General features: G+C 55.6%; 12 protein-coding genes and 1 tRNA gene. 10 read left to right on the top strand and 3 right to left on the bottom strand.

Annotated features, from left to right (window positions below; genetic code table 11):
• Window positions 1-20 precede the first annotated feature (20 nt).
• From ACR0ID_RS07300 to ACR0ID_RS07325, 6 genes are all read left to right on the top strand, one after another.
• Entirely contained in the window at window positions 21-1,616 is a 1,596-nt protein-coding gene (locus ACR0ID_RS07300; RefSeq protein ID WP_480474887.1) for an ABC transporter substrate-binding protein, read from the top strand.
• Window positions 1,617-2,675 carry an ABC transporter permease gene (locus ACR0ID_RS07305; RefSeq protein ID WP_480474888.1) on the top strand — a complete coding sequence of 353 codons (1,059 nt, stop codon included), beginning with the start codon at window positions 1,617-1,619 and terminating at the stop codon, window positions 2,673-2,675.
• On the top strand, window positions 2,672-3,583 hold the full coding sequence (locus ACR0ID_RS07310; protein WP_480474889.1) for an ABC transporter permease: 912 nt from the start codon (window positions 2,672-2,674) through the stop codon (window positions 3,581-3,583). The genes ACR0ID_RS07305 and ACR0ID_RS07310 overlap by 4 nt, the downstream gene beginning before the upstream one ends.
• A complete protein-coding gene (locus tag ACR0ID_RS07315; protein WP_209506685.1) occupies window positions 3,580-4,428 on the top strand; it encodes an ABC transporter ATP-binding protein in 849 nt (282 codons plus the stop codon). Before ACR0ID_RS07310 ends, ACR0ID_RS07315 begins: the two co-directional genes overlap by 4 nt.
• A 1-nt stretch (window position 4,429) precedes the next feature.
• Complete coding sequence (locus ACR0ID_RS07320) at window positions 4,430-5,185, top strand: ABC transporter ATP-binding protein (RefSeq protein ID WP_480474890.1); 756 nt, start codon at window positions 4,430-4,432, stop codon at window positions 5,183-5,185.
• 209 nt (window positions 5,186-5,394) lie between these two features.
• Window positions 5,395-6,135 (top strand): outer membrane protein, encoded by a 741-nt coding sequence (locus ACR0ID_RS07325; RefSeq protein ID WP_480474891.1) that lies wholly within the window; start codon window positions 5,395-5,397, stop codon window positions 6,133-6,135.
• 445 nt (window positions 6,136-6,580) lie between these two features.
• On the opposite strand, the gene ACR0ID_RS07330 is transcribed toward ACR0ID_RS07325, so the two are convergent.
• Together ACR0ID_RS07330 and ACR0ID_RS07335 are read right to left on the bottom strand one after the other, a co-directional pair.
• Complete coding sequence (locus ACR0ID_RS07330; protein ID WP_480604607.1) at window positions 6,581-6,967, bottom strand: Arm DNA-binding domain-containing protein; 387 nt, start codon at window positions 6,965-6,967, stop codon at window positions 6,581-6,583.
• Window positions 6,968-7,095: 128 nt separating this feature from the next.
• Window positions 7,096-7,185 (bottom strand) — tRNA-Ser (locus ACR0ID_RS07335).
• Window positions 7,186-7,618: 433 nt separating this feature from the next.
• On the opposite strand from ACR0ID_RS07335, the gene ACR0ID_RS07340 reads away from it, so the two are divergent.
• Window positions 7,619-9,601 carry a phosphatase PAP2 family protein gene (locus ACR0ID_RS07340; protein WP_480604609.1) on the top strand — a complete coding sequence of 661 codons (1,983 nt, stop codon included), beginning with the start codon at window positions 7,619-7,621 and terminating at the stop codon, window positions 9,599-9,601.
• A 184-nt stretch (window positions 9,602-9,785) separates the two neighbouring features.
• Window positions 9,786-10,994: a hypothetical protein gene (locus tag ACR0ID_RS07345; protein WP_480604611.1), complete on the top strand. Its 1,209-nt coding sequence runs from the start codon at window positions 9,786-9,788 to the stop codon at window positions 10,992-10,994.
• Between the two features lie 8 nt (window positions 10,995-11,002).
• Here ACR0ID_RS07345 and ACR0ID_RS07350 read toward each other — a convergent pair whose 3' ends face one another.
• On the bottom strand, window positions 11,003-11,944 hold the full coding sequence (locus ACR0ID_RS07350) for a YcaO-like family protein (RefSeq protein WP_480604613.1): 942 nt from the start codon (window positions 11,942-11,944) through the stop codon (window positions 11,003-11,005).
• 68 nt (window positions 11,945-12,012) lie between these two features.
• On the opposite strand from ACR0ID_RS07350, the gene ACR0ID_RS07355 reads away from it, so the two are divergent.
• Both ACR0ID_RS07355 and ACR0ID_RS07360 read left to right on the top strand, forming a co-directional pair.
• The gene (locus ACR0ID_RS07355; protein ID WP_480474903.1) at window positions 12,013-12,324 is read left to right on the top strand and encodes a hypothetical protein; all 312 of its coding nucleotides are present in this window, start codon (window positions 12,013-12,015) and stop codon (window positions 12,322-12,324) included.
• A 32-nt stretch (window positions 12,325-12,356) separates the two neighbouring features.
• Entirely contained in the window at window positions 12,357-13,976 is a 1,620-nt protein-coding gene (locus tag ACR0ID_RS07360) for a hypothetical protein (RefSeq protein ID WP_480604615.1), read from the top strand.
• Window position 13,977: the final 1 nt, after the last annotated feature.

Genomic DNA, 13,977 nt, shown 5'->3' on the forward strand with positions numbered 1-13,977 from the left:
TTGATGACAGAGAGGACAAAATGAACGCATTTAACAGATTGCTTACCGGTGCGGCGCTGGGATTGGCGCTGGCCGTGACCTCGACTTCGGCAATGGCCGAAACGCCGCCGAACATGCTGGTTATTGCGCATCGTATCGACGATATCACGACGCTGGATCCGGCCGAAAGCTTTGAGTTTGCGGGTTCGGATGTCAGCCGGAATGTCTATCAGAAGCTGGTGAACTTCGACCCGCTCAATCTGGATGCCGGCTATCAGCCCGACATCGCTGAAAGTTGGGATGTGTCTGAAGACGGCAAATCGATTACCTTCAATATCAGGGAAGGACTGACCTTTCATTCCGGGAATCCGGTGACGGCCGAAGATGTTGAATTTTCACTGCGTCGTGCGATCATTCTAAACAAGACCCCGGCATTTATCCTGACCCAGTTTGGGTTCACGCCGGAAAATGTCGAACAAACGATTGTCGCGGATGGCAACACTCTGACAATCACAACGGACAAACCCTATGCGACATCCTTCGTTCTGAACTGTCTGACCGCTACCATCGGCGGCATTGTCGATAAGAAGACGGTGATGGAACACGACAAGGATGGCGATCTGGGCAACGAATGGCTCAAGACCAATACTGCTGGATCTGGTGCTTATAGCCTGGTCAGTTGGAAGCCCAATGAAAGCGTAACACTGAAGTCGAACCCTGATTTCTACTTGGGTGCTCCGGCCATGGAGCGTGTGGTTGTCCGCCACGTTCAGGAAAGCGCCAGCCAGCGCCTGTTGCTGGAACGTGGTGATATCGATGTCGCGCGCAACCTGAACCCAGAAGATGTTGCCGGCGCTTCATCTGTTGCCGGCGTAAAGATCGCAGACGAGCTTAAGGGCCGCCTGATGTATGTTTCGCTGAGCCAGAAACACCCCGAGCTTAGCAAGCCTCAGGTTCGGCAGGCGTTCAAATACCTGGTTGACTATGAAGGGATGCGTGACAGCTTCCTGAAGGGGCAATACACGATCCACCAAAATTTCCTGCCCCAAACCTATCTCGGTGCCTCTGACGAAACGCCGTTCAGCTTTGATGTTGAAAAAGCCAAGGCACTGCTGGATGAAGCAGGTGTAAGCGGGCTTGAGATTGAAGTTGGTGTACGTGAAGCGCAGGAACGGATCGAAATCGCCCAGTCGCTGCAGAATGCGCTGAGTCAGGTTGGCATCACGATGAACATCACCGTGGGAACCGCCAAACAAATTCTGGCGCGGTATCGTGCGCGGGAACTGGATGTTTATCTTGGCGCATGGGGGCCGGACTATCCCGACCCGCAGACGAACGCAGGTACCTTTGCCTATAACCCGGATAACTCGGACGAAGCCAATGCCACAGGATTGCTGGCATGGCGGAATTCTTGGGATACCGGCGGGCTGACCGACAAAACGGACGCGGCTGTTGTCGAAAACGACACCGCGAAACGCGCTGACATGTACAAGGAAATCCAGGCCGAGTTCCGCGAGACTTCGCCGTTTGTCATCATGTTCCAGCAGATCGAGCAATCGGCCCTGCGTGAAAACGTGACGAATTTCTCAACCGGTCAGGCGATAACTTCGGCGTCGTATTGGCAGGTGACCAAGTAAATGGCACTGGCCGAAAGACCAACTGAGGGGCGCCGCTCGGCGCCTCTTATCCATTGGATCAAGAGTATCCTGAAAACTATTGGCACCATCGCAATTACAATGCTGGGTCTGCTTTTCGTGACCTTCATTATCGGTCGCGTGATGCCGATCGACCCGGTGCTGGCAATCGTCGGTGAACGCGCATCGCAATCGACTTATGATGCGGTCTATCAACAGCTTGGTCTTGATAAGCCGCTGCTGGTTCAATTTGGATATTACCTTTGGGATGTTCTGCACGGTGATTTTGGCGATTCACTTCTGAATGCCCGCCCGGTTTCTCAGGATATTGCCCGCGTCTTCCCTGCCACGCTGGAATTGGCGACATTGGGTGTTTTGATTGGCATATTTCTGGGTGTTCCGCTTGGTGTGATCGCCGCAGTCAAGCGCGGATCGTGGATCGATCAGATCGCCCGTGTGGTCGCGCTTGTCGGGTATTCAATGCCAATATTCTGGCTGGGGCTCATGGGGCTTTTGGTCTTTTATGGGATACTTGGCTGGGTCGGTGGCCCGGGCCGCCTGGATATCTTCTATGAAGACCTTGTTCCCACGCGAACAGGGTTGATCTTGCTTGACAGTGCCTTGGCCCAGGATTGGGATGTTTTCCGGAATGCGTTGTCCCATATCATCCTGCCCGCGGCTTTGCTGGGGTACTACTCGCTTGCCTACATTAGCCGGATGACCCGATCCTTCATGCTGGAACAGTTGTCAGCCGAATATGTCATCACTGCCCGCGTCAAAGGGCTGTCTGAAAGGCAGGTTATCTGGCGCCACGCCTTCAAGAATATCCGAGTGCAGCTGATCACAGTGATCGCACTGAGCTATGCCAACTTGTTAGAAGGATCAGTTCTGACCGAGATCATCTTTAGCTGGCCGGGGATCGGCAGCTATATCACGACGGCTTTGCTGAGCGCCGATATGAATGCCGTTCTTGGAGGAACCGTTGTGGTCGGGCTGATCTTTATCTGCCTGAACATATTCTCGGATCTTCTTTACCGTTTCTTTGATCCGAGGTCGAAATGAGCGACATGACCTTGCGCCAGTGGCTGCTGACCGACGAGCCGACTTCGCGCCGCCATGCCAGATTGGCCAGCTTCTACAAAGGCTGGCTGACTTTGCGATCAAACTCGATGGCAATGGTCGGGTTTGCGATCCTTGTCATCCTTGTTCTGACAGCGGTCTTTGCGCCTTTTCTCGCGCCGCATGATCCCTTTGTTCAGAGCCTGTCCAGCCGTCTTCTTCCCATCGGGGCTGAAGGGCACTTGCTGGGAACCGACAGCCTGGGGCGGGATATTCTGTCACGCCTGATCTATGGGGCCCGAATTACGCTGTACATCGTGGCGCTTGTGGCGCTCATCGCACCGATTGCGGGGCTTCTGGTCGGGACGGTTGCGGGATATGTGGGGGGATGGACGGATGTAATCCTCATGCGCATCACGGATATTTTCCTCGCTTTTCCACGACTTGTTCTGGCGTTGGCGTTTGTCGCTGCGCTTGGGGCAGGGATTGAAAACGCGGTTCTGGCAATCTCGCTCACGGCATGGCCGCCCTATGCGCGTATGGCACGTGCAGAAACCCTGACCATCCGGTCAACCGACTATATCAACGCGATCCGCCTTCAGGGTGCCGGGCCGCTGCGCATCATCACCCGGCATATCTGGCCACTGTGCATCTCATCTTTGATCGTGCGGGTCACGCTGGATATGGCCGGGATCATCCTGGCCGCCGCCGGCCTTGGTTTTCTGGGGTTGGGGGCACAACCTCCAAGTCCGGAATGGGGTGCCATGATATCCGAGGGTCGACGTTTCATCCTTGATCACTGGTGGGTGGCAACGGTGCCGGGGCTAGCAATTTTCACGGTTTCGCTGGCCTTCAACCTGTTGGGTGACGGCCTGCGGGACGCGCTTGATCCAAAGGACGGTGGCCAATGAACTTACTCGACATCGAAGATCTGTGGGTTCGTTTCCCAACCCGTCAGGGCGTGTTTGACGCCGTGCGTGGCGTGTCGTTTTCGCTGGGGCGCGAGCGTCTGGGGATTGTCGGCGAAAGCGGCTCGGGCAAGTCGATGACGGGACGGGCCATTCTGCGCCTGATCCGAAATCCGGGTATCGTCGAGGCCAAACACATCAATCTGGAAGGCCGAGACCTGATGAAGCTCAGCGAGCGCGAGATGCGTGAGGTGCGAGGCAAGCAGATCTCGATGGTGATGCAGGACCCCAAGTTTTCTCTGAACCCGGTGGTCACTGTTGGCGAGCAACTTATGGAGGCATACCTCCAGCACAATTCCGGCTCTAAGGCCCACGCGAAAAAGATGGCTATCGAGATGTTGGATAACGTCTCAATCCGTGATCCTGAGCGGGTGATGCGAGCATACCCGCATGAGGTGTCTGGGGGTATGGGGCAGCGCATTATGATTGCGATGATGTTGATCCCCAATCCCAAGATTCTGATTGCCGACGAACCAACTTCGGCGCTTGATGTCAGTGTTCAGCGGCAGGTGCTGAACATCATGGATGGATTGGTCAAGGAACGGGGGATGGGCCTGATATTCATCAGCCACGACCTGAATCTGGTATCTGAGTTCTGTGACCGTGTCCTCATCATGTATTCTGGTCGGATCGTCGAGGTTTGCGAGGCTGACAAGCTGCATCAGGCCCAACATCCCTATACCCAGGGCTTGCTGAACTCGCTGCCGCGCCTTGATGAAAAATGCACCCACCTGAGTGTTCTCACACGCGATCCGTCTTGGTCCGAAGCCCCGAGCGTGAGGGGCTGAAATGAAGGCACTGGAAATCAACCATCTGAATGTCTGGTTTGGTCACGCACATGACCGGGTCGATGCGGTGAAAGACGCAAACCTTGAAGTCGCGCAGGGCGAGAGTTTTGGCCTTGTTGGCGAAAGCGGTTCCGGCAAGTCCACAATTCTGAGGGCAATAACGGGGCTTGCACCGCAATGGTCGGGCACAATCCGCGTAGAAGGTCAGGCTATATCCGGGTCCCGGCGGGATCGGTCATTCTTTCGGACCGTCCAGATGGTGTTTCAGGACCCCTACGCGTCTTTGCATCCTCGGCACACTGTTGATCAGGTTCTCAGTGAAACAATTCATCTGCATGGGTTTGGAGATATCGATAAACGCGTGAGCGATTTGCTCAACGACGTCGGACTTGGGCGAAGATTCCGGTTTCGGTATCCACACCAGCTTTCCGGTGGTCAACGACAACGCGTGGCAATCGCAAGGGCGTTGGCAGGTGAGCCGGATATCTTGCTTTTGGACGAACCCACGTCGGCTTTGGATGTCAGCGTTCAGGCCGAGGTGCTCAACCTGCTGACTGACCTGCGCAAACAGCGCGGATTGACCTATCTGATGGTATCTCATGATCTTCCGGTTATCGCACATATGTGCGAGCAATTGGCAGTTATGAGAAATGGTGAAATAGTTGAGGTTATGTCCTCGGAAACTCTGCGTTTGGGGAACCCAAGCCACGAGTATTCCAAGCAATTGTTGACCGCCTCTGTTGCCCCAAACCAGTAGCGACTTCGTTAGAAGCGGGATTTATCCTTCGTATGATCAGTTCGGGTGACGCACGACAGCGGCCTTTAGCATTTCCTGTGTGAACGCATCCTGTGATTAATAAGGACCGTGTTGGCGGTACAGCGATAGAGATATTGGAAAAGGCTGCAAATTGTGCAACCGTGAAGTATGCAAGGAATGCAATATAAATTTTGGCAACGAGGTCACTGATGAAAAGCAAGGTGCAATACTTGGCGATAGCGTTTGCGTTACTGATCGCACCGCCTATTTCAGCCCAGCAATCTGACTGGTCTTTTGCGGGCACCGCTTATCTGTTCATGGCCGAAACGGATATTTCCCTTAGAACACCAAGTGGAACAATCGACGGCACGTTGAGTTTTTCAGACGCTCTCGAAAACCTGGACTTTGCGTTTATGGGCGGCATTTCCGCGTCTAACGGGCGCTGGTTGTTGCTTGCTGACTATAACTACACCGATTTGACGTTCAGTAATTCAACTCCCGGCCCAGCGTTTTCGAGTTTGGACACCTCCGCCACCACGCAATTTCTCAGCGGCTATGTCGGATACCGTGTTTATGAGACACCCGCGATCAGCGTGGCCCTTGCCGGCGGGTTCAGGTGGTTCAGCACGGAAACCACATTCCGATTGCAACCGGGGATCGTCGCCGGGCGAAGTGTGACGATCGACGACAACTGGACTGATCCGGTCGTCGCTGCCCGCGCACGAGTTCGGATTTCTGACAAATGGTCAGGGACCGGATTTGTGGATTACGGTGGATTTCGGAGCGGTAGCGAAACCTGGCAAGTTCTGCTGACCGCGGATTATGAAATCAATGACAGATGGCTGATCCGGGGCGGCTACCGCTATATCTCCTTTGATCATGAGATCAACGGCAATGATTTCAGGTTTGACCAGTCAGGCCCGTTGCTGGGGGCAACATACAGGTTCTGAAAACGACGTCGGGCGCATCCTTTGATACTAACGTGTTGCGGGTTGGACGATGACTTGGGGAAACGGATGGCGCTCGGATGGTGCCTGGCCATTGCGGATCGTGTTGACCAATTCTATGGGCCTGTCACGGAATTGTGCCGACCCTTTTACTTGGTATTTTGCCAAAATGGCGTGACATCATGGCATCAAAACCAACTCCGCAATTTCGCGCTGCAGCGGTGCGTGTAGCATTGCCGTTCGAATGTCAAAAAAGTGTTCGACAGAGGTGTTCCGTTGGCACCTGCGTGGAATAACCCCGTCAAATTAGTTGCCCAATAAGCGGGCGAGTTTTACCCGATCAACTTTGGATCTGTGGCGCTTGTCCATTGGCATCTTCCTCACGTGGGTCACTTTGGCAATGCCAATATCCTTCGCCAGCCTGGCCCAGTTTGACAACTGATGCGCGTCACCTTCTCCTGTCTTTGAACTTCCGCTCGTGAACTCGGCGGGCCATCACTTCGAAGGTGATATCCTGCCCGTCGCCCGCTCTGGTATGCGCCCTTGGGTTACCGCCCGTAGCGGCCACGCGTCGTAATTCGAAAGCCTTGGCACGAGCATCAGCCAAAGAGATGACATTGGCCGACCCAAGCCCATAATCGCGCCGCCGCTTTTTGACGGTGATGCGAAGGAGCCAGCGCCGCGCACCCGAGCGATCCACTTCCAGATATAAACCGCCGCCGTCCGTGTGCCGACCGGGCGGCGCAGTCTTGACGAATGCCGCAGAGAGTCGTCGTTCAAGGTGAGGCCCCGGCTTCTTGCCTGCGGGCGTCTTTTCAAAGTGTGAACCGTCCATCTGTTCTACCCCACAAATTACCCCACAATTTCTTATGGGTGGATTGAGGCCAGATGTTGGGCAACCTATGACAAAACCGTGGAAACCTAGTGGTTTGGGCTTCCGAACACCTCGAAAAGAGGGGTTTCTGGCGGAGACGAAGGGATTCGAACCCTCGAGACCCTTCCGGGCCTACTCCCTTAGCAGGGGAGCGCCTTCGACCACTCGGCCACGTCTCCGCCGACGGGTATATCCGTGCAAGCAACGGATACACAAGGTCAATTCCGCAGTGTTTAGATTTTTTTACAGATCCATCCGAACTCTTTGAAATAGAACGGAATCGCACCGGCTTGCATCCGCCATTGGTACGAACTGGTTCACTTTCTTCCGGACTGATGCAGTTCGCAATGTCTTTAGAATCGCGGGCCTTGCCTGTGGCATCAGGCCTGGTTTGCGAGATTCTGAGACGTGGCAAGTCTACAGCGGCGTTCAAGTGCTCGGTTGGCTTTGCAACGTGAGACCGGGTTACGGTTTTTTGCATGATAGCGTTCTGTACGCCGGCGTGAAGCTGGCAACTTATTGAAAAAAAGTAGAAAACACATTCCCTTTTTGGAAGTCACGATCCGGTAACGCCGTGATGCGATTCGTTCTGGTGTCGATGAGGAGAACATCATGTCGCAACATACCGTTCCGTCTGAACCATGGCAGAACCCTTATGAAGCCCATCAAAAGGTAGGCCGGGGTCGACGCCGTTTGAGTGTGTTGGCGCGTTCCTCTCAGGAGGTTTTCAAGGATCACAACGGTGAATCGGACCTTTTTGAAGGAACATGGCCGACGAATTTCTCGAAGGGGTTGCGTCATGACGTAAACGGAATTGTCGACGCGCAGGTCTATACCGAGTTTCTGGAAGAAGTGGCTGATCCGACCTGCACCGACAATTTTGGCAATCGGTTGGCGTTGTTCGACATGCCAGCCTATTCCGGGCCCTTCCGCACCGCGCCATCAGAGGGTGGTGAATTTAGGTGGCGTGCGTGGGAAGGGCCAATCCTGGGCCACCGGCTTGGTCTCAACGGATGTGACGCCGGGGGTTTGGGTATTGCCCCCGCGCCCCGGCTTGGCTCGGATGAGCTGGCGGCGGAGATGGCCGAGATCTACGCGATGGCCATTCTGCGGGATGTACCGTTCGAATCCATCAGGGATGGTGCCGGTGATGCGGCCAACGTGGCTGGTGCCCTTGGTCAGTTGGAATGGTTCCGGCGCGATGGCAGCCCTCGGGAAGCCGATGGCGCTGAGATTGGAAAGGTTTCGGCGGCGCGGCGGGTTCGGGATGGTGGCGGCCTGACCCCTCAAACCCTGTTTCGTGGTTGCTCGCAGGGCTGTGCGCAGGGGCCGTATCTGTCGCAGTTCCTGGTACAAGGCCACGATCCACTGACAGCAGATCAAGCGCGCCGGCAGAAGCATAAGCTGACGCAGGCAATGGCCGCCGGGCCTGTTCCCTTCGGCGCTTTGAGGATCGACCAGAAGATCTTGCCGCAGGCGGCGGGCGTGGACTATCTGCGGGATTGGGCTGAGTGGCTGGACGTTCAGAACGGGGCGGACACGACGGCCGAACAAGCCTTTGAGAGCGACGGAACGAAATTCATTGAAACACCGCGCGACCTTGCCTCTTACGTGCATTTTGACAGAATTTATCAGACTTTTTTCAATGCCTGCCTGCTGATGCTTGGACAGGGCACTCCGACAGACGAAGGTCTGCCTGACGATGGATATGCCGGTGTGCGTGATCCTGGCTCTGCCTGGGGCGGCGCGCATGTTTTGTCCCTGCTGACGGAAGCCGGGGCACGGGCCCTGAGGGCCGCGAAACGTCAGACGTTTCAGGTGCACAATCGTGCCCGGCCTGAAAAGCTGGGCAGTGTGACGAGTTTGATGGCAAACGGTCACGGCGCAACTCTTGGCGCGGCCGAGCCTTTTGCCGCGGCTCATCTGAGTAAACTCGAAGCTGCGGCAAGCGAAGGTTTCAGTCTTATGGATGCAATCGCCGCCTCGCCTTCGGTGAAGAGGTTTGCGCATAACGCCATTTCCCATAAGGGCCTGCCGCGAAATGACCGTAACTTGCTGCTGCCGGTTGCTTATCCCGGAGGCTCGCCAATGCACCCGTCTTATGGGGCGGCTCATGGTGCCGTTGCCGGGGCATGCGTCACTGTGCTCAAAGCTTTCTTCAGAACGCACGCTTTGGATGGATCACGGGTGTCTTTGGCTTCGGCCGGTCTGCCTCGGGTCCTTGTGCCAGCTGCGGGGGGTAAGACCCTGATCGACACGACCCGACCGGAAGACAGTGCAGACTGCCTGACGCTGAATGGCGAGTTGAACAAGCTCGCTGCGAATATTGCACTTGGGCGCAACTTGGCGGGCGTTCATTTCTACAGCGATTATTTCGACAGTATCCGGATGGGTGAGCGTATCGCGGTCGGCATTTTGGCAGAACATATGGCAAAATCACCGACGTCATCGAAAGTGTCGCTTGAGACTTTTGACGGCGATCATCTCAGCATCTTGGGTAATCGGTCTTCTGGCAGTGAAATCCACGTTGCCAATAGTTCGCCTGAATTGTGGTGGACCCGCCACCTGCCAGAACAGGCAGGTTGGGGCGGATGAAGTTTCAATTTTTTTCGGAGGGAGATTTTTCATGATGCTTCCGTGCCCGTCAACGATGATGATCTCTCGAACCAGGCTGGAACTGCCGTGGCAATTATTGATGGCAGATCAGCCCTGCATTTCAGATACGGATCGGTGTTCGGTGATGGCTGTTTTTCAATCGCCAGGTTGCGCCGATAGGGGGGTGAGTGAAGCTGTCCTGTCGGATTGGAACTCGAGAATTGAAGGGATGTTCGATGGCAATGGAGTGAGCCCGTTCTTGGTCATGGACCCAGACGACATCGTCGATGGTCAGATATCGACGGGGTTCAAATGGTCTGCCAACCCGCGCGAACCCCGGGATTGTCTGGGCGAGGAGCTGGCCGCCAGTCTTTCGGATCAGGGATGGGCAAGCCGGGCTGAACTGCACAATGAATTTTTGGAATATGTGCTGATTTTACGTCCCGATTCCGACGGCAAAATGCGGCCGAAGCGCTTTGTCGCCACGACCGAACTGATGGAGTGGTGGAGAACCATGGCAGTGTTCGATCTGAATCACTTCCTTTCGGTCGTCGAAACCGTATCCAGATGTTCATATTCCTGCGAAGAGCTGTTCGAGGTTTCGCGAGCAGGTTGGTGCGAGATGGATGTGCCTCAACGCATCGCTCGTTTTCACAAAAGACTGGTGGGAACAGATTTTGCCCATCCACCAGAGCATCCGTTGAATATCGAACATGCTTTGTTCATGACCACAGAGACAAACAGCTTGAGCGACCTGATCGCCACAATGCATCTTTCCTCATTCCCCTATGTTGTCGGCCATGGTGAAAACAGAAGGCCCGCGCGGCTTTGTGAGGTGTTACATTTTGCCAACCGACAGGATCTGTATTGTCGCCATGCGGGATCTGGGTTGGCGGGTGAAGCCCTTGATCTGGCCTTCTCCAAGGGCACGGCGACACCGACAGGGCGTACGATGGCGTTCGCGAATCCTCTGGGGCTTTATTTTCGGGCGTTTCACATTTCCGAACTCTTCGTGGATGCGGTGAATGTGCCGACAGATTGGGTGCGTTATCCGCGCGGTGAAGCTGGAATGCCCATGCGCCTTGAGTTCGGGCCGGGCGACGATGATCCCCGGTTTCTGGACGATATCTCCATGGGAACAGGGCCAACCGCACGGCCTGTGTCGGGTTACGCGCTTGCCAGCCTGATCGAAGTTGGCCCCTTGATAACAGTAGCGGCCAAACCACGCGCGATCACAAGGGTCGAATTTGTTGAAGTCCCGCCTGTTGATCCAGGCGACATCGTTTGTGGGCTTCCAGAAACCAAACGATGCAAACAGATTTCTGAATTTGCGGACCGGACCGAAACCGAGGTCTTTGGCAACGTAGCGCTAACTCGCCAATTCAGTCACTGACAAAGGTTTCAAACCGGCACGGCTTTGACCACGGGCAAAGGTATTTCCGGCGCCGTCATATCGAATATGGCAATCGGACGCCCGGCAGCGTTGGCCGCCGCTGTCAATACAGCCATTAGCGTCGGGCCGGGGCTTTGCCAGGCATCCACATCGAAAGAGGATGCCGGAGTTGGCGGGCGATCGGTTTGCGCGCCGCGATACAGTCGGAACAAGCGTGCCTGTTCTTCATTCATCGCGTCATCTGTCACGCCGGTGTGGTCAAGCGTCACCATATTGCGCCAGGACACAACCGCCTCGCATGCCGCGTGCCAGACACCTGTCGCTAGATCGGCGGAAAAAGCCGTTCCATAGGTTGGCCGCCCGCCATCCGCATCGGCGCAGACCGCACGCAGTAGCAAGCCGACCGCCGGAACCACGCGAAGGTGAACGCTCAGATTGCGCAGGTAGGTGTTCAGCCAGCGGGTCAGATCGCGCGGCAGCGCTGTTTCGGGCAACACCTGGTCGAACCCACGTGGTCCAAGCGCGTGTTCCAGACATTCGAGCGAGGCCCATAGCGCAGCGGCCTCATGCGTTGGTCCCGCTGCGCCCCCCTTCGACGTGATCTGCCCGTCGCTGCCCGGCGCACCCAGAGCAAGGGCATCACGTGGCAGAAAACGCGTGGCACCGTCCGATGAAATCAGGCTCTCGCGGGTTTCAGGCGAATCCGCGCTGTATTGCAGCGCATAACGTTCGATCGCTTCGAAACCCGAAAGCCGTGCGGCTTCGTTCCGGTTACGCGCAGTGCCGAAGGACACGCGATGTTTCATTGCGCCAGCGGGTGGCACTGTTCCGTTTCGCAAATTGATCATGCGAAAGGCGGTGTGGATCGGAGCACCTTTGGGAAATTCAGCAAAAGAAGGTCCGGAAATAAGCCCTGCGTTTTCGGCCAGTTCAATCAGCGCGTCGGTCATTTTTGTTTCCGGATAGGTATGTAACGGGTTATACAAATGGTTGTGGTTGTTAAGAAAGGACTTTTAGTATGGCTCGTTTGACTATTAATCCGAAATACACACTTAAGGATCTTGGGTGTGAAGTTTTGAACGCCGCCCGGAGCAACGCGCTGGGGTCGCCAGAAGATCGCGATGCGGCTGAGCAGAAGATACATGACATCCTTTCGGATGTCGGTAATCCTGCGGTGGAGTTCGTCTATGATTCCAAGGACAGGGTTCACATTGTCATCCCCGATCTGAGCGAAAAAGAGCCAGACCCAAATCCCGATCACCAGTCATGGTGCTGCAAGCTGGCCTATGAAGCGATGGGTGGCATTGTCGTTTATGGCTGTGGTTCCTGACCGCAGTGTCTGAACTTGCCTGAGGAGTTTATTTGAGTAAGGCAAAAACCAAGATATTCCTGACCGGTCCGTTTCAGGTGATTTGCGACGACGGCCAGGATGCAACACCACGCGGCACCAAGGCGAAAGCGCTTCTCGCCTTGGTGTTGTTGTCTAAAAATGCTGTTCGCAGCAGGGCCTGGCTGCAAGACAAGCTTTGGAGCAAAAGCTCACCCGCACAGGGTGCGGCATCGTTGCGCAAGGAACTTAGTGTCTTGACCAAGCATCTGGCCGGGTTCGGTCTGGGGTTTCTGGACATCGGGCGCGAGAATGTCTCCATCGACCTGAAAGCGCTTGAAATTGATTTGTTTGATGAACCGCTTCAACCGGATCGCGCCGAGCTTCTGGAAGGGTTGGATGTTGCAGACCCGGAATTTGAAGACTGGTTGGCCGTTGAACGGCAAGCTTATTGGGATGTTGGTTTTGATGAAACCGCGCCCGTTCCGGTTGGCGCGCGCTTTCCATCCCATTGGGGGCGCCAGAGACCAGCAATTGTTGTCGAGCCGTTTGAAGTAATTGGTGACGACAACAACATCAACGTGGCGGCGGCCTCGATCCGGGACGAATTGCTTTTCCTTTTGGGCACGTTGTCGGATGTCATTGAATTGCGCGATGCGCGAAGACAGGAAGGGCCTGTCGACGGTTATATGCTAAGCGGCAGCGTGGTAGGGGCCGAAGGGCTGCGCGTGGCAGCACAATTGACGTCAACTGTGGATCAGGTGTGCCTGTGGACCGAACGTTTCCGGTTTCGGGAAAAGGATACGTTTGACGCCGTTGAAGAAATCGCTATGAAAGTTGTCGAAGCGCTTCAGTTGCGGCTGCGGGATGGTCACTGGTCCGATATCTGGTCAGCACACGCTACATCCACCGAAGTTTGGACGGCATTTCAGAATGGCCGCATTCAGGAAAGCCTTACGACCAAGGACGGCCTGTTTCGTGCCATCCGCCAGTATGAGGTCTGTTTGCGGCGCGATCCGGACTATCTGCCTGCGCGGATCGCTGTCGGATTCTGCCGCCTGGATCTGATCCGGTTGGGCATGGAAGATTCGCCGGAACAAACGCTGGCTCTGGTCGAGGCCGACTGCGCCATCATGCGTGAAAAACACCCGGCGGATCCCTATTGTGCCGCGCTCGAAGCGTTTACCCAAAATGTTGCTGGCGATACTGCCAAGGCTTGCCAGCTGATGCGCAAGGTTCTTGAGCGGTTCCACAGCAGCCCCGAATTGCTGGGCTATTATGGTGTCTTGTTGATGTATGACGACCGGCTTGAGGACGGAATAGCCACGTATCGGCAAGCTCTTGCGTTAACTCCGCACCCGCCGATCTGGATCGAGGCGAACTTGTCAATGACCCTTGCCCTCTCGGAAGACAAGGCAGCATGGCAGCACGCGCATAATGTCTTGCGAGTGGACCCCGGCAGCGTGCGGGCGCGGGTCGTGTTATGCATGTTGTCCGCTGCGGCAGGCAACCAGTCACTGGCACGTCGGCACGCCCGTCGCATCCTGGAATTGCAGCCCGGATTTACGGCCGAGCGCTGGGCCTGGCCCGGCTGTTTCAAAAACAGAAAATACTATGACGAAGGCGCGCGACTGTTGGCCGAAGCTGGTCTTTGAT

This window comes from Ruegeria sp. AL2, from assembly GCF_056540845.1.